The sequence below is a fragment of the Frankia sp. CcMO1 genome (assembly GCF_977945845.1).
In genome coordinates this window covers 1-19,869 of record NZ_CDWTMG010000009.1, presented here as the reverse complement: position 1 = coordinate 19,869, position 19,869 = coordinate 1, and the positions used below count along the sequence as shown (strand labels likewise).

Annotated in this window: 14 protein-coding genes, 1 tRNA gene and 1 pseudogene; 9 read left to right on the top strand and 7 right to left on the bottom strand. The window is 69.8% G+C overall.

What is annotated here, in order from left to right; all coding sequences use genetic code 11:
- The first annotated feature begins 554 nt into the window (after positions 1–554).
- From dnaN to AC08OU_RS02615, 8 genes are all read left to right on the top strand, one after another.
- On the top strand, positions 555–1,685 hold the full coding sequence (gene dnaN / locus AC08OU_RS02650; RefSeq protein WP_476604237.1) for a DNA polymerase III subunit beta: 1,131 nt from the start codon (positions 555–557) through the stop codon (positions 1,683–1,685).
- 117 nt (positions 1,686–1,802) lie between these two features.
- Positions 1,803–2,717, top strand: a complete 915-nt coding sequence (gene gnd / locus AC08OU_RS02645; RefSeq protein WP_476604257.1) for a phosphogluconate dehydrogenase (NAD(+)-dependent, decarboxylating) — start codon at positions 1,803–1,805, stop codon at positions 2,715–2,717.
- A 112-nt stretch (positions 2,718–2,829) separates the two neighbouring features.
- On the top strand, positions 2,830–3,972 hold the full coding sequence (recF, locus tag AC08OU_RS02640; RefSeq protein WP_476604236.1) for a DNA replication/repair protein RecF: 1,143 nt from the start codon (positions 2,830–2,832) through the stop codon (positions 3,970–3,972).
- Positions 3,962–4,579, top strand: coding sequence for a DciA family protein (locus AC08OU_RS02635; RefSeq protein ID WP_476604235.1), 618 nt, complete (start codon positions 3,962–3,964; stop codon positions 4,577–4,579). Before recF ends, AC08OU_RS02635 begins: the two co-directional genes overlap by 11 nt.
- 350 nt (positions 4,580–4,929) lie before the next feature.
- Complete coding sequence (gyrB, locus tag AC08OU_RS02630) at positions 4,930–6,954, top strand: DNA topoisomerase (ATP-hydrolyzing) subunit B (protein ID WP_476604234.1); 2,025 nt, start codon at positions 4,930–4,932, stop codon at positions 6,952–6,954.
- Positions 6,955–7,033: 79 nt separating this feature from the next.
- Positions 7,034–10,900: an intein-containing DNA gyrase subunit A gene (gyrA, locus tag AC08OU_RS02625; protein ID WP_476604233.1), complete on the top strand. Its 3,867-nt coding sequence runs from the start codon at positions 7,034–7,036 to the stop codon at positions 10,898–10,900.
- Positions 10,901–11,781: 881 nt separating this feature from the next.
- Complete coding sequence (locus tag AC08OU_RS02620) at positions 11,782–12,207, top strand: DUF3566 domain-containing protein (RefSeq protein WP_476604232.1); 426 nt, start codon at positions 11,782–11,784, stop codon at positions 12,205–12,207.
- A 103-nt stretch (positions 12,208–12,310) separates the two neighbouring features.
- Positions 12,311–12,384, top strand: a tRNA-Ile gene (locus AC08OU_RS02615).
- A 280-nt stretch (positions 12,385–12,664) separates the two neighbouring features.
- Here the strand turns inward: AC08OU_RS02615 and AC08OU_RS02610 are convergent.
- The 6 genes and pseudogenes from AC08OU_RS02610 to AC08OU_RS02585 form a co-directional block, all read right to left on the bottom strand.
- Positions 12,665–13,678: pseudogene (locus AC08OU_RS02610) on the bottom strand (tyrosine-type recombinase/integrase); the annotation flags it as partial.
- Between the two features lie 185 nt (positions 13,679–13,863).
- Positions 13,864–14,196, bottom strand: a complete 333-nt coding sequence (locus AC08OU_RS02605; protein WP_476604231.1) for a helix-turn-helix domain-containing protein — start codon at positions 14,194–14,196, stop codon at positions 13,864–13,866.
- The gene (locus AC08OU_RS02600; protein ID WP_476604230.1) at positions 14,177–15,811 is read right to left on the bottom strand and encodes a replication initiator; all 1,635 of its coding nucleotides are present in this window, start codon (positions 15,809–15,811) and stop codon (positions 14,177–14,179) included. The genes AC08OU_RS02605 and AC08OU_RS02600 overlap by 20 nt, the downstream gene beginning before the upstream one ends.
- 301 nt (positions 15,812–16,112) lie before the next feature.
- Positions 16,113–16,307, bottom strand: a complete 195-nt coding sequence (locus AC08OU_RS02595) for a hypothetical protein (RefSeq protein WP_476604229.1) — start codon at positions 16,305–16,307, stop codon at positions 16,113–16,115.
- Positions 16,307–17,974: an FtsK/SpoIIIE domain-containing protein gene (locus AC08OU_RS02590; RefSeq protein WP_476604228.1), complete on the bottom strand. Its 1,668-nt coding sequence runs from the start codon at positions 17,972–17,974 to the stop codon at positions 16,307–16,309. The genes AC08OU_RS02595 and AC08OU_RS02590 overlap by 1 nt, the downstream gene beginning before the upstream one ends.
- Entirely contained in the window at positions 17,971–18,396 is a 426-nt protein-coding gene (locus tag AC08OU_RS02585; RefSeq protein WP_476604227.1) for an SCO3933 family regulatory protein, read from the bottom strand. The genes AC08OU_RS02590 and AC08OU_RS02585 overlap by 4 nt, the downstream gene beginning before the upstream one ends.
- A 230-nt stretch (positions 18,397–18,626) precedes the next feature.
- Here AC08OU_RS02585 and AC08OU_RS02580 point away from each other — a divergent pair, with 230 nt between their 5' ends.
- The gene (locus AC08OU_RS02580) at positions 18,627–19,511 is read left to right on the top strand and encodes a GntR family transcriptional regulator (protein ID WP_476604226.1); all 885 of its coding nucleotides are present in this window, start codon (positions 18,627–18,629) and stop codon (positions 19,509–19,511) included.
- A gap of 114 nt (positions 19,512–19,625) precedes the next feature.
- Here the strand turns inward: AC08OU_RS02580 and AC08OU_RS02575 are convergent.
- A partial coding sequence (locus AC08OU_RS02575; RefSeq protein ID WP_476604225.1) for a hypothetical protein occupies positions 19,626–19,869 on the bottom strand: 244 nt, incomplete at its 5' end.

Sequence of the window (19,869 nt, the reverse complement as noted above, 5' to 3'; positions counted from 1 at the left end):
CCTGGTCATTCGTTCGCCATCCCCTGGGCATCCCCAAGGCATCCCCAAGGCATCCCCAAGGCATCCCCAAGGCATCCCGCAGATCGTCCACAGGACGTCCCCACCGCGCCCGGAAACGCTAGAGACCGGAAGCACGACGGCGAACGCCCGGTGGACGGACGGTGGACCACCCCCACCATCACTGGGGATGAAATGTGGAACGGTCGCCTCCTCCCGTGTGTGACGCGAGCGGTTCCCTGCGACGACTTCCCGGCCGTCCACGGACCGTCCCGGCTCCATCGGCGTGTCCTCGACAGGATGTCAACGGCCCCCTTCCCGTCTGACGTGCGGGGACGGGAGATGTCCACAGCATCAACAAGCGTGATGACTAACCCTGGATAGTTCTCTCGAGGATTAGTCCTCCACCCACAGCTTCCCGACCGACCCCACCGACCCCACCCAAGGACCAACCCATCGAGCCTGCCGGGTCCGGTTCACCGCGAGCCTCCGACTCGCGTACTGTCGGGGGCTACCGCAGGCCCGCGGGAACTACAGCGACGCAAGGACGGTGATCCGTGAAGTTCCGGGTCGAGCGCGATGCCCTCGCCGACGCCGTCACCTGGGCTGCCCGCGCACTACCGAGCCGCCCACCCGTCCCGGTCCTCGCCGGCTTGCTGCTCGAGGCCGACAGCTCCGGCGTGCTGCGCCTGTCGAGCTTCGACTACGAAGTGTCCGCGCGCGTCGAGGTCCCCGCCGAGGTCGCGGACGCCGGCACGGTGCTCGTGTCCGGCCGGCTTCTCGCCGACATCTCGCGGGCTCTCCCGGCCAAGCCGGTCGACGTCGCGACCGACGCCTCGCGCGTGTCGCTCACCTGCGGCTCAGGGCGTTTCACGCTGCTGACGATGCCTGTCGACGAGTACCCCTCGCTGCCGGAGATGCCCGACGCATCGGGCATCGTCGCCGGCGACGTCTTCAGCGAGGCCGTCGGCCAGGTGAGCATCGCGGCCAGCCGTGACGAGACGCTGCCGATCCTCACCGGCATCCGCGTCGAGGTCGAGGGCGACCGCCTGACCCTTCTGGCCACGGACCGGTACCGGCTGGCCATGCGCACGCTCCCCTGGCGCCCCGCGTCGCCGGGCGAGAGCACGGTGGCGCTCGTGCGTGCGCGCACGATGTCGGAGGTCGCCAAGGCGCTCGGTCCCGCCGGCGACGTCACCGTCGCCCTCACCACCGGCGGCAGCACAGAGATGATCGGCTTCGAAGCGGGCGGCCGCCGGACGACGTCCCTGCTCGTGGACGGCGACTACCCGAAGGTCCGCGCGCTCTTCCCCGACACGTCGCCGACGCACGCGCTCGTCGACGCCCAGGCGCTGATCGACGCCGTCCGGCGCGTGGCGCTCGTGGCGGAGCGCAACACGCCCGTTCGCCTGAGCTTCACCGAGGGCACGCTGACGCTCGAGGCGGGTCAGGGCGAGGATGCACAGGCGTCGGAGGCCGTGGAGTGCACGCTCGTGGGTGAAGAGATCTCCATCGCCTTCAACCCGCAGTTCCTGCTCGACGGCCTCGGCGCGATCACGCAGCCACTGGCCAGGATGTCGTTCACGCAGTCCCGCAAGCCCGCCGTCATCTCGGGACAGGCGTCGCCCGAGGGTTCGGACGACGACTCGTACCGCTACCTGATCATGCCGGTTCGAGTCGACGGCTGACCTTCGCCGCCGTACGGTCCCAGCGTCACCACCTCATCACCCGGCACGCCTTGTGATGCCCGGGGTGGATGACGCCCGGGCCCCGCTGAGGAGGGAGCACCGCCAGTGCACATCGGAATGGTGGGCCTCGGCCGCATGGGCGGCAACATGATGAATCGGCTGCGGGGGGCCGGCCTCGAGGTCACCGGCTTCGACCGCGACCCGGGCCTCAGCGACGTCCCCGGCCTCCTCGACCTGGTGGCGGCACTGCCGACGCCGCGGATCGTCTGGATCATGGTCCCGCACGGCGCGCCGACGCGCGCCGTCGTGGAGGAGCTGGCGAAACACCTGGATCCCGGCGACCTGGTCATCGAGGGGGGCAACTCCCGCTACATCGAGGATCAGGTCAACGCGAAACTCCTCGCCGATCGCCAGATCAACTACCTGGACTGCGGCGTATCCGGCGGCGTGTGGGGCCTGGAGAAGGGCTACGGCCTCATGGTGGGCGGCGACGCCGCGCAGGTCGAGCGCGCAATGCCGATCTTCGACGCGCTGCGCCCCGCCGGGCCGCGCGCCGAGGGGTTCGTGCACGCGGGCGACGTCGGTGCCGGCCACTACGCCAAGATGGTCCACAACGGCATCGAGTACGGACTCATGCAGGCGTACGCCGAGGGCTACGAGCTGCTTGAGGCCAAGGACATCGTCACCGACGTGGTCGGCTGCTTCCGCGCCTGGTCCCGCGGCACCGTGGTGCGTTCGTGGCTGCTCGACCTGCTGGTCAAGGCGCTCGCCGAGGATCCGGACTTCGAGCGGCTCAGCGGATACGTCGAAGACTCGGGCGAGGGGCGCTGGACGCTGGCGGAGGCCATCGACAACTCGGTGCCGATGCCGGTGATCTCGGCCGCCCTCTTCGCCAGGTTCGCGTCCCGGCAGGAGGACTCCCCCGCGATGAAGGCGGTCGCCGCGCTTCGCCAGCAGTTCGGTGGGCATGCGGTCCGGGAAGTCGACGCGGCGAAGGCCGGACCCTCCTCGGGAACCGGCTCCACGCAGTGAGAGACCGCAAGAACCGGTCGGCGAATCATCACTCTGCCGCGCTTCAGCTTGATAACGTTTCTCAGGACATTCGTTCCATCCATAACCTCAGAGGCACAAGAATCTCTCTGCTGTGCATGTGACCCACTTGTCCCTCGCGGACTTCCGCTCGTACGAGGTCCTCGACCTCTCCTTCGACGCGGGTGCGACGGCTCTCGTCGGGCCCAACGGACAGGGCAAGACCAATCTCGTCGAAGCGCTCGGCTACGTTGCGGGGCACAGCAGTCACCGGGTCGCCACCGACGCGCCGCTGGTGAGAAGTGGTGCCGGGCGCGCCGTCGTCCGCTGCGCCGTTGCCCGGGGTCAGCGGTCGACGCTCGTGGAGCTCGAGATCGTCCCCGGCGGGAGCAACCGCGTGCGGGTCAACCGCGCCGCGCTGCCACGCCCGCGCGAGGCGCTCGGCGTGCTGCGGACCGTGTTGTTCGCCCCCGAGGACCTCGCGATCGTCAAGGGTGACCCGGACGGCCGCCGTCGCTTCATCGACGACCTGCTCGTCGCCCGCGCGCCGCGCTTCGCCGGGGTGCGCACCGATTTCGAACGGGTGCTGCGGCAACGGAACGCCCTGCTCAAGACCGCCGGGTCGACGATCAAGGCCGGCCGCGGCGACGTCCGTACCCTCGACGTCTGGGACTCCCACCTGGCGACCGCCGGTGCCGAACTGCTGGCCGGCCGGCTGCGGCTGATCCGCGAGCTGGCGCCGCTGGTCGGGTCGGCGTACGACTCGGTGAGCGACGGCTCCGGCGGGGCCGCCGTCGGATACCGCTGCGTGCTCGGCGACGACGTCACCGCCGACGCGCCTGCCGACCGCGAGCTGCTGCAGGCACGCCTGCTCGAGGCGATGGCACGGTCCCGCGCCACCGAGCTGGAACGCGGCGTGAGCCTGATCGGGCCGCACCGGGACGACGTCATCCTCACCCTCGGCGGGCTTCCCGCCCGCGGGTACGCCAGCCACGGCGAGTCCTGGTCGTTCGCGCTCGCCCTGCGGCTGGCGAGCTACGAGCTGCTGCGCGCGGACGGCGGCCGGGAGTCGGAACCGGTCCTTATCCTCGACGACGTGTTCGCCGAGCTCGACGCACGCCGCCGGGAGCGGCTGGCATGCCTGGTCGCCGCCGCCGAGCAGGTGTTCGTGACGGCGGCGGTGGCGGCCGACGTCCCGGAGGAACTGGACGGGGCCCGGGTCGACGTCATGGCGAGCCAGGTGCGCCGTGTCCGCTGACGGCGCTCATGACGCTGACGGCGCTGCCGCGGCTCCTGCCGCCGACACCGCCGCTCAGACCGCCGCTCAGACCGCCGCCGATGAGAGCGGGGCGGACGCCGTTCGCGCAGCTCTCAACCGTGTGCGTGTGGCGGCGGCCGCGCGTGGCGACCGGCCGGGGGCTCCGGTGCCCGGCGCGCCCGGCGGCTCCGGTCGTCGTGGCTGGCGGCGCGCCACGGGAGACCGGCGGTCGGGCGCTGGTCCCGACGCCCGCGACCCGCAGACGGTGTCCACGACGATCGCGCGCCTGGTGAACGAGCGCGGCTGGTCGACGCCGGTCGCCGTCGGCGGGGTGCTGGGGCGGTGGGACGCCGTCGTCGGGTCCGACGTGGCCACGCACTGCCGCCCGATCAGCTTCACCGACGGCGTCCTGACCGTCGAGGCGGACTCGTCGGCGTGGGCCACGCAGGTGCGGCTGCTGCTCCCGACCGTGATGCGGCGCCTCGGCGAGGAGGTCGGCGAGGGAACCGTGGAGCGGATCGTCGTCCGCGGCCCTGCCGCGCCGTCGTGGAAGCGCGGTCCGCGGATCGCCCCGGGCTCCCGGGGCCCGCGGGACACGTACGGTTGAAGGGCCGACCACATCACCCGTTCGGACGTCACAACCCTTCGGACACCCGGACCCTTCGGACACCGGGCTTCGGGGCAGACAAAGGTGACGACACGGGCTGCCGGGACGCTGTTCGCATCATGCGGCTGAACGCCGTCCTGGCGCGGTGAAGGGGCGTTCCAGGTACAGGGATTCAGCCCGGGACGTGCTGATGCGGTAGATGAGCCTTACGCGCCCTCGCAAGCGCGGCCCAGGGGCCGGGGACGGCTAGAATGGATCCCAGTTCTGCGGCTCCGTGGCGTGACCGGCCTGGGGTCGTGACCTCGCCGGTACTTCGCCGGCGTCGTGAGACCTCAGGAGCCCATTCGCCCGTGGCCGACCAGACGACAGCCCCGACAGCGATTCCCTCGCCGGCGACGCCCGAGCCTTCCGAGGCGCCGCTCGAGTCAGGGAGTTACAACGCCAGCGCGATCACGGTCCTCGAAGGACTCGAGGCGGTTCGCAAACGGCCCGGCATGTATATCGGGTCCACCGGCGAACGGGGCCTGCACCACCTCGTGTACGAGGTCGTGGACAACTCGGTGGACGAGGCGCTCGCGGGGTACTGCTCCTCGATCGAGGTCACGTTGCTCGCCGACGGCGGCCTGCGGTGCGTCGACGACGGCCGCGGCATCCCGGTCGACATCGTCGAGTCGGAGCAGCGGCCGGCGGTCGAGGTCGTGCTGACGGTGCTGCACGCGGGTGGCAAGTTCGGCGGCGGCGGCTACTCGGTCTCCGGCGGCCTGCACGGCGTGGGCGTTTCCGTCGTCAACGCGCTGTCGGAGCGGCTCGAGGTGGAGGTCCGCAGGCAGGAGCACGTGTGGCGGCAGAAGTACCGCGTCGGCGTGCCGGAGGCGCCGCTCGCGAAGGGCGAGGCGACGACGACCACCGGCACCACGGTCACGTTCTGGCCCAGCGCCGACATCTTCGAGACCGTCGTCTTCGACTTCGAGACGCTGCGCTCGCGGTTCCAGCAGTACGCCTTCCTCAACAAGGGCCTGCAGATCACGCTGGTCGACGAGCGGCCGGACCATGCCGACGAGGACGGCACGGCGCCCGCGGTGTCGTTCCGGTACGACGGTGGCCTGGTCGACTACGTCAAGCACCTCAACAGCTCCAAGAAGTCCGACCCGGTGCACCCCGACGTCATCGACTTCGAGTCGGAGGATCCCGAGCGCAAGCTGTCGGTCGAGGTCGCGATGCAGTGGACGTCGGCGTACTCCGAGAGCGTCCACACGTACGCGAACACGATCAACACGCACGAGGGCGGCACGCACGAGGAGGGCTTCCGGGCCGCGCTCACGACGTTGGTGAACGAGTACGCGCGCGACAAGGGCATCCTGAAGGAGCGCGACGAGAACCTCACCGGCGACGACATCCGTGAGGGCCTGACCGCCGTCGTATCGGTGAAGCTGGGCGAGCCCCAGTTCGAAGGCCAGACGAAGACGAAGCTCGGCAACACCGAGGCGAAGGCGTTCGTGCAGCGCGTCGTCCGCCAGCAGCTCCTGGACTGGTTCGACCGGCATCCCCGCGAGGGCAAGGAGGTCATCCTCAAGTCGATCCAGGCGGCAGCCGCGCGCATGGCCGCGCGCAAGGCGCGGGAGGCGACGCGCCGCAAGGGGCTGCTCGGTGGCGGCGGGTTGCCCGGCAAGCTGTCGGACTGCCAGTCGACCAACCCCGACGAGTGCGAGATCTTCATCGTGGAGGGCGACTCCGCGGGCGGCTCGGCGAAGTTCGGCCGCGACCCGCGGACCCAGGCGATCCTCCCGATCCGCGGCAAGATCCTGAACGTCGAGAAGGCGAGAATCGACAAGGCCCTGGCCAACCAGGAGGTCCAGGCGCTCATCAGCGCCTTCGGTACCGGTGTCGGCGAGGACTTCGATCTCGAGAAGCTGCGCTATCACAAGATCATTCTGATGGCGGACGCCGACGTCGACGGGCAGCACATCCGCACCCTGCTGCTCACCCTGCTGTTCCGCTTCATGCGGCCGCTCGTCGACCACGGGCACGTCTACCTGGCTTCGCCCCCGCTCTACAAGATCCGGTGGAGCAAGACCGAACCGGACTACGCCTACTCGGACCGTGAGCGCGACGCGACGGTCACTGCCGGCCTTGCGCAGGGGAAGAAGCTGCCCAAGGAGGACGGCATCCAGCGGTACAAGGGCCTCGGTGAGATGAACCCCGAAGAGCTGACCGAGACCACCATGGACCCGGGACAACGGCTCCTGCTCCAGGTGACCCTCGAGGACGCCGCCGCGGCCGACGAGGTCTTCGCCGTGCTGATGGGCGAGGACGTCGAGTCCCGCCGCTCCTTCATCCAGCGCAACGCCAAGGACGTCCGCTTCCTGGACGTGTGATCCGCCAGAACCACGCGGTCCGCGGCTCGGGTGAGCCCGGATCGCGATCCTGCTTCCGATGGACGAACGAAGGACTGACGTGAGCGAGCAGCCGCCATCCACGCCGTCGTCGCGTATCGAGCCGATCGACCTGCAACTGGAGATGCAGCGGTCGTATCTCGACTACGCGATGAGCGTGATCGTCGGTCGCGCGCTGCCCGACGTCCGGGACGGGCTGAAGCCAGTCCACCGGCGCGTGCTGTACGCGATGTACGACGGCGGGTACCGGCCCGACCGCGGGTTCTCGAAGTGCAGCCGAGTCGTCGGCGACGTGATGGGCCAGTACCACCCGCACGGTGACTCGTCGATCTACGACACCCTCGTGCGGCTGGCGCAGCCCTGGGCGCTGCGTTACCCCCTCGTCGATGGGCAGGGGAACTTCGGCTCCCCCGGAAACGACCCGCCGGCCGCGATGAGGTACTGCGTCGTGGGTGAGACGCGTGTCCGTCTCGCCGATGGGAGCTCACCGCGCATCGCGGACCTGGTCCCGGGCGCCACCGAAAACACCACGACCGACGTAGACCTGAAGCTTCTGGACCGCAGTGGCCACCCGGTGACGGCGTCCAAGGTCTTCCACTCCGGAGAACACCGCACTCTCCGGATGGCGACGCGCGAGGGCTTCGAGCTCACGGGCACCGAGAACCATCCGGTGCTCACGCTGGTGTCGTTGGGCGGGGTCCCGACCTTGCTGTGGCAGTTGCTCAGCGAGGTCCAGGCCGGGACGACGGTCGTCATGTCCCGGCCCGGTCCGGTGTGTTGGGAGGTGCCCACCCGTCGGGAGTTGGACGCTGCCCTGCTCGCGGGGGCTTGGGTGAGCGAGGGCTGGTTCTCTAGCGTCGTCGGCGGACCTCGCTCCGTCTCGAGGCGCCGGATCAAGTCAGGTTCCGTACTGCACGAGATCGACGTTCAGGACGTCACGGCCTTGCTCGCGTCCGGCATCGGTGAGACGTGTGGCCAGCGCAGTGCCGGCAAGCGCGTGCCGGAATTCGTCTGGCGTGGAGTTCCGGCCATCAAAGCGCAGTTCCTGCGCGCCCTCTTCACCGGCGACGGAAGCGTCAGCGGCCTCCCTCGCAACTCGATCCAGGTGAGCTACTCGAGCCGGAGCTTCACCCTCGCACGCGAGGTTCAGCAGTTGCTCCTTGACCTCGGTGTCGTCGCCACGATCACGCGTCACGCTTCCGGAGAGTTCAAAGTCGTGTTGAGCAATCGCCGGGAGGCTCGGCGATTCGCGGCTCGCGTCGGCTTCATTGGCGACAAGGCCGGGAAGCTAGCGGCGCTCCTGGCGCGCATGCCGGCCCGCTCCACGGCGATGTCACGAGATCTGGTGCCCTTCGTCGCGGACTACTTGCGTGGCCAACGTGGTGGCACGTGGAGCGACCGAGACTGGCTCCAGCGCCACGACGTGGACCGCATCGAGCGGTGGGAGCGTGATGGCGAGGGAATTCTCGACAGGCTCGATCCCGAGGTGGCGGACGTCGTACTGCCTCTGGTGGATGGGCGGTTCTACTACGCCACGGTGACGTCGATCGAGGATGCCGGCGTCCGGCCCGTATGGTCGGTGAGGGTCGAATCCGACGATCACTCATTCGTGACGGATGGTTTCGTCAGTCACAACACGGAATCACGGCTCGCGCCGCTGGCCATGGAGATGGTCCGCGACATCGACAAGGAGACCGTCGACTTCGCGCCCAACTACGACGGCCGGTCGCAGGAGCCGGTGATCCTGCCGAGCAGGTTCCCGAACCTGCTCGTCAACGGGTCGGCCGGGATTGCCGTCGGCATGGCCACGAACATCCCGCCGCACAACCTGCGCGAGGTCGCCGAGGGCGTGCAGTGGCTGCTGGCCAACCCGGAGGCCGAGGACGAGGAACTGCTCGCCGAGATGATGCGGCGGGTCAAGGGTCCCGACTTCCCCACCCGCGGCCTGATCATGGGGACGCGGGCGATCGAGGACGCCTACCGCACCGGCCGCGGTGCGATCATCATGCGCGCCGTCGTCGAGGTGGAGGAGGTCCAGGGGCGCACCTGCCTGGTCATCACCGAGCTGCCCTACCAGGTGAACCCGGACAACCTGAAGGTGAAGATCGCCGAGCTGGTGGACAGCGGGCGGGTGCAGGGAATCGCGGACCTGAAGGACGACACGTCCGGGAAGACGGGCCTGCGGATCGTCATCGTGCTGCGCCGGGACGCCGTCGCAAAGGTCGTGCTCAACAACCTGTACAAGCACACGCAGCTCCAGGACACGTTCGGCGCCAACATGCTGGCGCTCGTCGACGGCGTCCCGCGCACCCTGAGCCTGGACAAGTTCGCCCGCTACTGGGTGGACCACCAGGTCGACGTCGTCGTGCGGCGCACGCAGTACCTCCTGCGTGAGGCCGAGCGGCAGGCACACATCTACCGCGGGTACGTGAAGGCGCTCGACGCGCTCGACGAGGTGATCGCGCTGATCCGCCGGTCCCCGACGGTGGAGGACGCGCGCGAAGGCCTGATCGGGCTGCTCGACATCGACGAGGTCCAGGCCGACGCGATTCTCGCGATGCAGTTGCGCCGGCTCGCGGCCCTCGAGCGGCAGAAGATCATCGATGAGCTGGCGCGGCTCGAGGAGGTCATCGCCGACCTGAAGGACATCCTCGCCTCCCCCGAGCGGCAGCGGCAGATCATCTCCGACGAGCTCGCGGAGATCGTGGACCGGTACGGCGACGAGCGCCGCACCCGGATCCTGCCGTTCGACGGCGACATGAACATCGAGGATCTCATCCCCGAGGAAGAGGTCGTCGTCACGATCACGCGGGACGGGTACGCCAAGCGGACCCGCTCCGACGCTTACCGCGCGCAGCGGCGCGGCGGCAAGGGCGTCCGGGGTGCCCAGCTGCGGAGCGACGACGTCGTCGAGCACTTCTTCGTGACGTCGACGCACAACTGGGTCCTGTTCTTCACGAACCTGGGGCGCGTGTACCGGGCCAAGGCGTACGAGCTGCCCGAGGGGACGCGTGACGCGAAGGGCCAGCACGTCGCGAACCTGCTCGCCTTCCAACCGGGTGAGGAGATCGCGCAGGTCGTGTACCTGCGCACGTACGAGGACGCGCCGTTCCTGGTCCTCGCCACGAGGGACGGGCTGGTGAAGAAGACCCGCCTGTCGGAGTACGACTCCAACCGGGCCGGCGGCGTCATCGCCATCAACCTGCGCGAGGGTGACGAGCTCGTCGCGGCCCGCCTGGTGGGTGAGGACGACGACCTGCTCCTGGTGTCCCGCAAGGGGATGTCGGTGCGGTTCAAGGCGGACGACACGGCGCTGCGGCCGATGGGCCGCGCGACGTCCGGCGTCACCGGGATGAAGTTCCGGGAGGGCGACGAGCTCCTCTCGATGGACGTCGTCCGGGACGTCGACGACGCGTTCGTGTTCGTGGTCACCGAGGCGGGCTACGCCAAGCGGACGCCGGTCACCCAATACCGGGTGCAGGGTCGCGGCGGCCTCGGCATCAAGGTCGCGAAGATCACGGACCAGCGAGGTGACCTCGTCGGCGCGATGATCGTGGGCGAGGACGACGAGGTGCTCGTCGTCCTGGAGCGCGGGAAGGTCGTGCGGTCCAAGGTCACCGGCGTCCCCGCGAAGGGCCGGGACACCATGGGCGTCGTCTTCGCCAAGCCCGACGGAGGCGACCGGATCATCGCGGTGGCGCGGAACTCCGAGCGAACCCTCGAGGTCGAGGAGCCCGACGTCGAACCCAGCAACGGTCCGATGGCGGAGAGTGACGGTGACGAGTCCGCGTCCGCGGGCGACGCCCCTGGCGATACCATGCCCGGCAACCAAGAGGGGGACTCGAGGCCGCCCGCCGGGAGCGGCGGCGGGACCGGTCCGAATGACATACCGTCGTCAGGGACGCACGACCGCGGAGGTGATGCGTGAGCTCGTCCGACGACCAGGCCCGTCCGGAGTCCTCGCGCGCCCAGGAGCGCTCCGGGGACTCAGGTGCTGAGCCCGGCCGTGGTGTTTCGGCGCCCGCGGTGACGACGGAGCGGCCACCCGCCGTGGCGAGTCCCGAAGCTGGATCGGGGCCGGCGACGACATCGGCGGCTGAATCGGACACCTCGGCGGCCGGGCCCGACGAGGATCCGGCATCGGCACGAGGTTCGACAGGTAGTTCGAAGGGTAGTTCGACAGGAAGTCCGACAGGGGGAACGGCCGGCGTGGGTGGTACTGCGAACGGGTCGCCGGCGAATGCGCGCGGAACGGGCTCCGCGCCTGCGAGCTCTGCGCCGGCGGGCTCTGCGCCGGCGGGCTCTGCGCCGGCGGGCTCTGCGCCGGCGGGCTCTGCGCCGGCGGGCTCTGCGCCGGCATCGGCCGGCGCGGCGAGAAGCGGTGGAAAGGCTCCGGTGGGTGCGGCGGAGGCAGCAGCCGCTAGAGCGGTCGCGGCGGGCGGCGCGAGCACGAAACCGACCGTTCCCTCGGCTCCCCCGCCGTCTTCGAGTTCTTCGAGCCCGCCCACGGCCTCGATCCCGGCGACCACCCCGAATCCGACGGCATCGAGTTCGTCGAGCTCATCGACGAGGCCCGGTCCGCCGCTGACTGCGCCGACGGCCAAGCAGGCGTCGCCGGCCGACCGGCCCGTCGCGAAGCCTCTTGTCACGAATCCACCGGGGGGAACGGTGACGACCGGATATCCGACAGCGAGCGGCCCTGTCCACACGGGCGGCAGGGAGCAGGCGGCGTTCACGGCGCAGGCGTCCTCCTCAGCGCCCGCGGGGGCGTACGCCGCGACGGCGTCGGTCCCACCGCAGCAGGCGCCGATGTCGCAGCCGGCGGGTCCGGCGGGTCCGGCGTCCGCCCCGGGCGGGGGTGGTCAGGCTGCGGGTCCGCGGACGGCGCGCCTGACGGTGGCGAACGTCGACCCCTGGTCGGTGCTTAAGCTGTCGTTCCTGCTCTCCGTGGCGCTCGGGATCGCGATGGTCACGGCGAGCATCGTGCTGTGGTCTGTGCTCAACGGCATGGGTGTGTTCGACTCGATCAACGACGTGCTGGGTGACATCGGCGGGTCGGAGGCCGGGTTCGACATCTACGCGTACGCCGGATTCGGGCGCGTCGTCTCGCTGAGCACCGTGGTCGGCGTGGTGAACGTCGTGCTGATCACCGCTCTCTCGACGGTGGGGGCATTCCTGTACAACCTCAGCGCCGGCCTCGTCGGTGGGTTGCACATCACCCTCTCCGACGACTGACGAGGGGGTTCCGTCCCGGCGGTCTCCGGACGCTGGGACGGCGCCCTATCCGGTTTGGGGCGCCCACACGGGCTGGGGTACCCTCGACCGGCGCGCAGCGCACGGGCCTATAGCTCAGTCGGTTAGAGCGCTTCCCTGATAAGGAAGAGGTCGGAGGTTCAAGTCCTCCTAGGCCCACACCACCTGACCTGCAAGAACACCGTTCCTTGCGGATCTTGACCCTAGAACTGGCCCTAGAGTCCGTAGGGCCAAACGGACTGGGAGCCCCGGAGGGCCAATCTCCGGGGCTCCCGCTGTGTCTGGACCTTACGCCGCTTCCTGGTTCGCCCTCCTCCTCGACCACGTGCAACCGGCTCACGGCAGCGTTCAGCGCGTCCAGCAGTGCGGCACGGTCCTCGGCGAACAGGTGGCCGTAGATGTTCTTCGTGGTCTCGATCCGGCTGTGGCCCATCTGAGCCGCGACCTGAACGTCGGAGGCACCCGACGCGATGAGGAGTGAGGCACAGACGTGCCGCAGCTCGTGAGCCGTGTAGCGGACCATGCCGTCCGGGTGGCCGGCCGTGAGCCCGTGGGCCAACGCCAGGTACTTCCGCCAGGTCGCATACCCCAGGTAGCCGCCCCTGTCTCCGTTCACGAGCCTTCCGTATGCTCGACCGTCCGTGTGCTCTCTCCCCGTGGCGCCCTTGTCGACCAGGTGCCGGACGGCCGGCATTGCGATGTCGGGGATGGCGACGGTTCTCTCAGCCGCGCGCGTCTTGAGATCGTCCCGGATGTCTCGCCGGCCGCCGGACTCGCTGGCCGTTCGGTCGATCCGCATGGTCTGAGAGTCAAGGTCGACGTTCGCAACGGGCACGGCCACGACCTCTTCCCAGCGCAGGCCGGTGAACGCGAGCACGATCGCGACGTCCCCGAGACCGGGCTTGAACTGGTCGAGCGCACCCGCGAGCCGGAGAACCTGGGGGATGCTCGGGATGACTACGCGCCGACGCGTGGAGGCACCCCATCCCGTCCGCAGCTCCAAGGCAGGATTCGTCGTGATGATGCGTTCCTCTCGCGCCCAGGCGAAGAGTCGTCGCAGAACGGCCGCCGACGTGCTCTTGGTGTTTCCTGACGCAGCCTTCCCGTTCTGTAGTTTCAGGTCCCGGACCGTGGCGTTCAGATCGGGCAGGTCAAGGTCCCCGATCCACGCCTGACCGAGTGTCGGGAGCAGGTATGCGTTGAGCACGTTGCGCTCTTTCGCAACCGACGACTTCGGACGCGGCGTGCCGTCGCGCTTGGTCTTGTAGGCGACGACATACCGCGCCGCGACATCCACGAACCGGATGCGCTCCGCGTGGAGCCGGCCGGGCCGGGTGCGCTTGGTCTCGGTGTACTCCGCGAGCAGCTCCTCTGCCGCCTCCAGGCCCGCGATCGTGCGCTCTACCTGTCGCTTCAGCACGGGGTCCCACACCCGCACGCGGTACACCGGCATGCCGTCCGTCGTGACGACGGGTTCCTGCGTGCCGTTGACGTTGCGAGTCTTCCGTGTGATTCCACGTGGAAGGTCCACAGCTTTGGTTCCCATGACATCTCCATTTCCAGAGATCGCCGGCCAATGACGATCCCTCAAGTCAAATTTTACCCAAGGTAGCGCTCCAATGCCACAATTAATGACAGTCAATCTAATAGAGATTTCGGAAGCTTTGTAATCCCCGAAGTTCTTGGTGATGCCGACCGATGCGCCAAATTGTCATTCACTGCTTTGTAATCAGCTTCGATCCTGTAATTCTCCTTTGCCACCGGCCGAGGGACGGGTCGTGTCCAGGTCTCTACCTCGCGTCGTGAGAAGCGCAGCAGGTGGCCGACCTTGCGGTACGGGATGGCGTCGCGCTCGACCAGCTTCCGCGCGTGGCGTTCGGTGATGTTCAGCCAGTCGCACAGCTCCGCGAGCGTCAGCAGGCGATCGGTGCCGGCCGCTCCCGTCGCCCCGCTATCGATCGCGGACGCCATCGTGGTTCGAGACGTGTGATTCCCGGCGGTCGCCGCGCTCACTTTCGTCCGGATCTCGCCGCGCGCTGTCCCACCCGCCCGCCCGGGGGCGCGCGGCGCCCGCCTCGCGGGCCGCCGCGCTGTTGATCTCAGCATCACGAGCGATCCCGCGAGCCAGGATCGACGCCCCCGGCGATAATCCGTGGCCCACCACACGCCAGGACGACTCCACCCGCAGCTCACCGCGTCCGCTTTCAACCCCGGAACCAGCCCCGGATGAGTCGCACTCCGGGCGGTCGTGGTGTCTGGCGCGGGCTTGGCGTAGTGCGCCGAGGGTGGTGGAGTAGCGGCGGGACTTGCTGGAGACGTGTCCCCGGTAGGCCAGCTCTTTCGCCCAGCGCCCGAGCCGCAGATGAGCCAGTTCCGGGACCTCGCTCAGTTCGATCGCGGTCAGCACCATCGCCACCGCGTGGGCGGCCTGTGGGCCGGCGACCTCGGGCGGAGCGGTCCGGGCGCTGCGGCTGTCCCAGCCGGTGGCCTCGGTCCCCTTGGTGGCGTACTTCGCGACGTACCCGGCCACCTGGTCTGCCGGGTTCCCGCCCGCGATGGGGTGCACGTCCTTCTGAACTCCCCAGCCCAGCACCCACGATCCCGCCTCGCCGCCCTCTACGCAGACGCTCACCGCATCCGCCGCCGAGAGCGCCGCCTCACACAGCAGTTCCGGAGTTACCCACGACGGCGGGGGCACCGCTGAGCCCGATCCGCTCGGATTGCTATCGATCCCGTCGGCGCGGATGACGGCGTGGAGGTGGACCAGGCCGCGCTTCTGGTACTCCACGATCTTGACGAACGAGAGCCGCACCGTGGCTTGCACTTCTGCCCGGCTGCGTCCGGCCAGGGTGCCCAGCTTCCGGGGGAGGTAGGTCCGGAACCGTGACCACAGCGGCCCGACCGACGCCTGCCAGACCACGGCGCCGCGATAGTCGTAGCAGTCGGCGCACAGCGGCGACCCGAGCCTGCGGTCGTCCTCCGTGTGCCGCAGCCAGCATGCCGTCCGGCGACCGTGCGGGCACGGCGGCGTCTGCCTCGGCTCGCACAGCCCACCCGCCGCCTGCCCGCTTCCGCCCTTGCTGCTCGGGCTGTGGCCGGCTGTCCAGGGGATATGGGTGTGGACGGCGCCGAAGCCGGGCGCGGTGAGGGTGGCGAACACGCGCGGGTGGGTGCTGACCGTGGCCGGGATGCCCTTGCCGCCCGCGAGCCCGGCGCGTACGAGCTGGAACGTGTCGCCCTGGTAGAGCCGGGCGCAGGAGGGGCAGACTCGTGCGCGTCGGTTGCCGCAGCGGACCATCAGGACCCCGCCGGGCGCTTCGCGGCTGCTGAACTCCCAGTCCACGACGCCGGTCGCCGGGTTGATCCCTCGTGTCGCGCCTCGCAGGTGCAGCGGGTGGGTGCAGCCGCCGACGTGACGGAGCTGCGCTTCGCGCCGGCCGAAGTCGGGTGCGTTGACTTCCTCGATCAGGCTCGCCATCACCTGATCGGTGCCCGGCCACAGCACCAGTTGCGCCGGGCCGCCAGCGACCCGCTTCGCGGCGGACCGCGCGCTCTTCCCGCCCTCTGATCGTCGGTTACCTGCCATCTGGTCCCTCCGTTCCCCCGGCTCTCACCGGGCATCGATTCCGTTGCTGCCACTGGGATTGCTGCCTCTCGTGTTGCTGCCGTCCGCATGTGCCTCTCCGATCACGAGTCGTCCTGCGTGCTGCTTCACTGGCCGAGTGCCGGTCTAGAGCAGTCCGGTGCCTCGGCAGCGTCGGCACCGCAGCCGGCGAGCTGTCTGCTCACCGCAAGGCCGGTCGCGCCGAGCGGTCCGCTCGCCGAATCCCCGGCAGGCCGGGCAGTCCACGTCTTGAAAGCCGCGCATCTTCCCTCCCCTCTCTGGCTTAGAAGTTCCAGGTGGCGATCCAGGCGAACACCGCACCGACGGCGTCCCGGATCGCAGGCGCCATACCGGAATCGGCGAGAAAGAACCCGAGCAGCGCCGCGCACATGCCGGGCAGCAGCCGCAGTGCCCCAACCCGCCAGGCAACCCAGGTCGCGGCACCGAACACCAGGACCGCGAGGGTGGAGAGCCCCATCACCAACCCCCTCCCGGACCGCTCGTGCCGTCGGTCCCGGTCTGCCCGTCCTCGCCCTGTCCGCCGTTGCCGCCGTGCTGACCGGCTCGGACGGCGTCGATGGCCGCGATGACCTCTGGCAGGGGCACGGTCAGGGCCTGGTGCCGGGTGGCGGCCTCTGCGGCGTGGGCCATGGACTCGGGCCGGGATCGGGCCAGGAACCAGTCGCCGGAGTCGTCGCCGACGACCGCGACCCCGGGCAGGTCGGTCGCGATCCGCTGGGCTTCGGTGACCGCTTCGGGTGGTAGCCCGTCCAGGGTCATGGCGGCGGTTTGGTTGTCCGCGACGCGGTGGCAGATCCGCCCGGCCAGTTGCGCCCGCAGGAGGGTCGCTCCGGTGCCCAGGTCCGATCCGAACCGTTGGCCGGCCACCCACAGGTGGACCCCGACCGCGGCGCCGAGCTGCCCGAGCCGCACCAGTGCCGTGACGCACCGCGTCGCCTCTTCCTTGCTCGCCTTGTCCACGGCGAGGAACAGCTCCGCGATCTCGTCCACGATCACGATCACCGGCTCGAACCGCGCCGCGTCGGGAAGCTCCCAGATCGACCGGGCACCCGCCGCGCGGCAGGTGACCATCCGCAGCTTCAGCACCGCGCACAGAGCTTCCAGCGCGGCGGCAGCCTCGGCACGGTCGGTCGCCAGGGCCGAGAGCCGTGGTCCGAACGGGGACAGCTCCATCCCGCCCTTGGCGTCGATCCCGACCAGCGCCACCGGCCGCGCCGACAGCTCCGCGACCAGCCGGACCGTCAGCGTCGACTTACCCGACTGCGTCGCCCCCGTCACCAGGTGATGCGGACGCCGCCGCAGATCCACCACCCACGGCTGCCCGTCCTCCCGAACCCCGACCGGCACCACCAGCACATCCCGCGTCGGCACCAGCGCCGGCACGACCGCTCGCCCAAGCATCGGCACAGGAGTCGGCACCGGTGTCGGGCCTGCGGTCGGAGCTCCGCCTTCACCGGCCGGGACGTCCGGCGCGGAACTCGGGTCCGGGGCGGGTGGGGCGTTGCGCAGGGGGTCGAAGCCCATCGCGGTCAGGGTCACGAACCCGGGCTCCGGTGTGGTCACCCGGACCCGATGCACCCGCCAGGCGTGAGCGAACGCCTCCGCCCGCCGCTCGTAGTCACCCGGCACCTGCGAGGGGTGCATCCGCACCGTCACCGCCAGCCCCGCACGGTGGAACCGCAGCCCGACCCGCCGCGGGGTGAGCAGCTTTAGCGGCTCGCCCTTCACCACCAGCCCACCACCACCACTACCGCCACGTCTGCCGCCCCGGCGTCCGGACGAGCCCGGGACGATCGCGTAGCGGCTGTACCGGCGCGCCGGGACCGACAGGCTCAGCCCCTCACATGTGGCCCGCCACGTCAGCAGCAGCCACCACAGCGTGATCGGCGCACCGAACCACGGCCACCACGTCCACGGCCTCGACCTGCGCAGCCGCCGCTCCACCACCGGCACCACGACCACCGCCCCGAGCAGCGCCAGCAGCACGACCAGGGCGAGCCCGCCGGCCGCCGGGTTCAGCGCCCAACCCCGGACACCGTCGGAGAACGAACCGCCCATTCTCACGGCGGCCTTGATCGCGACCCACGCGGCCACGAGCCACAGCACGACGACCTGGGGCCTCAACTGGCATCACCCGTCCGAGTCGACGCCGCCCCACCCGAACCGCCCGTGCCACCGGTGCTACCGGAGCCGGGAGGGCTCACCGACGCGCCTCGTCGACCTGACGCGGTCACACCGAGGGACGTGACTGCCGCCGCCCGCCAAGCCACGCCCGAGCGGCCATCGCGCTCCCACGGCGCAGCCTCCAGCTCCGCGAGCTCGACCGGCGCACCGAGCACCAGGCCCGTCGGCTCGCCCACCACCGACACCTGAATCACCGAGGAGTCACGCCCACGCATCGCGCAGACCCCGACCACGAACACCGTCACTCCGGTCCGGCGGTCCTTGCGGACCTCCCCGGTGTCCAGGTCCACCAGCTTCGGCTCCGGCAGCATCACGCACGCGAAACCCGTGAACGCCGCCACATCAACCGGGATAGCTCTCATCCGATTCTCCCTCCATCGACGCCTCATCAACTCGTCATGACGAGTACGTGAGAGGAGTAGAGCAGGTGGACGAACCACCGTCAAGGACTTATTATGACGAGTGCACGAGAACCTGAGGCCGAGCCTCAGCGTGCAGACAACGCCACAGGCCGGCAGGACAACCAGCCGACCGCTTCCCCCAGCCCCGACAGCGACCGGGGCCAGCACCACACGAGAGGTGGGACGGACCCGTGACCGACCCCGCACCCCGCAAGACCAGCAAACCCCGCAAGACCACCACCAAGACCACGACCAAGACCGCGACACGCGCCCGCTCAGCGGAGGCCGCGCCTCGCGGCGTCGATGGACCGCCGGACCGCACCACGCGCACCCTGCTCAAGCAGCTCCCGCGCTACCAGCAGATCGCCATGGACATCCGCGCCCGCATCGACTCCGGCGAACTCGCCCCCGGCGACCCGGTCCCCAGCGAAACCGAGATGATCGCCACCTACGGCGTCTCCCGCATCACCGTCCGCCACGCCATCGCAGCCTTGCGCGCCTCAGGCCTGGTCATCACCGAACACGGCCGACCGACCCGCGTCCGCGCCACCCCAGCAACCATGCGCAGCGACGCGGACGGCGGGATGCTCAGGTTCGATCCCGCGGTCACGCAGGACGCCGACGGCTTCCACACCTGGGACGAGAACGGATGGGCCGAGGTCGAGACCGCATCGCGCTACCGGACCACCGCCGGACACCACGCCACCACGCTCGGGCTCGCCCCCGACGAACCAGTCTTCGTCCTCGAACGCCAGCTCCTCCACAGCTCCGGCACCCAAGTCATGCACGGCGTCTACATCCCGTTCGCCACCGCCGAAACCGTCCCCGACCTCCAGGACAACCCGTTCCGCGCACCCGCCGACCTCTACCAGGCGTTGGCCGACGCCGGCCACGACCTGCGATGGACCGGCACCATCACCGCCAGCATGCCCACCCCCGACGACGCAGCCACCCTCGACATCCCCGAAGGCATCCCCCTACTGATCCACACCCATCTCACCCTCGACCCCCAGGACCGCGCGCTCGCCGTTGAAGAGACCAGGCTTCCGGCCGACCGGGTGGCCGTCAGAGCGTGACGGCTTGGCGGGCCGACAGGAAGACGGCGCGGCACCATTTACGCCGAGAACTACTGAACCAGAATCCGCGGGTTCAGGTCGCCGCCTGGCGACTGATGCTCGCATTGCCGCTGGTCACACGAGTTGTCGCGGTCGGGGCAGTCCTCGAGGTCGGGGAGACAGCAGGTGCTCCATCAGGTCGGGCGCGGCGGCCACGACCGTGATGGCTTCGCACGTCTCGCCGGCGTGAGTCCCTCTGATGCTTACGGCGTCCAGGACGACTCCCGCGTCCAGGAGGCCCGAGATCTTCTTCGCCTTCTGCTTGTTGAAGTACGCCGCTGGCTTCTCGCCGTCCAGTGCGTAGACAGCAACCGCATTA

Excerpts from the sequence above, each read along its gene's own strand:
- AC08OU_RS02595 (WP_476604229.1), bottom strand. The coding sequence starts at position 16,307 with ATGGGGCTCTCCACCCTCGCGGTCCTGGTGTTCGGTGCCGCGACCTGG.
- AC08OU_RS02620 (WP_476604232.1), top strand. The coding sequence starts at position 11,782 with ATGTCGCAGCCGGCGGGTCCGGCGGGTCCGGCGTCCGCCCCGGGCGGG.
- AC08OU_RS02600 (WP_476604230.1), bottom strand. The coding sequence starts at position 15,811 with ATGGCAGGTAACCGACGATCAGAGGGCGGGAAGAGCGCGCGGTCCGCC.
- AC08OU_RS02605 (WP_476604231.1), bottom strand. The coding sequence starts at position 14,196 with ATGGCGTCCGCGATCGATAGCGGGGCGACGGGAGCGGCCGGCACCGAT.
- AC08OU_RS02585 (WP_476604227.1), bottom strand. The coding sequence starts at position 18,396 with ATGAGAGCTATCCCGGTTGATGTGGCGGCGTTCACGGGTTTCGCGTGC.
- gnd (WP_476604257.1), top strand. The coding sequence starts at position 1,803 with ATGGTGGGCCTCGGCCGCATGGGCGGCAACATGATGAATCGGCTGCGG.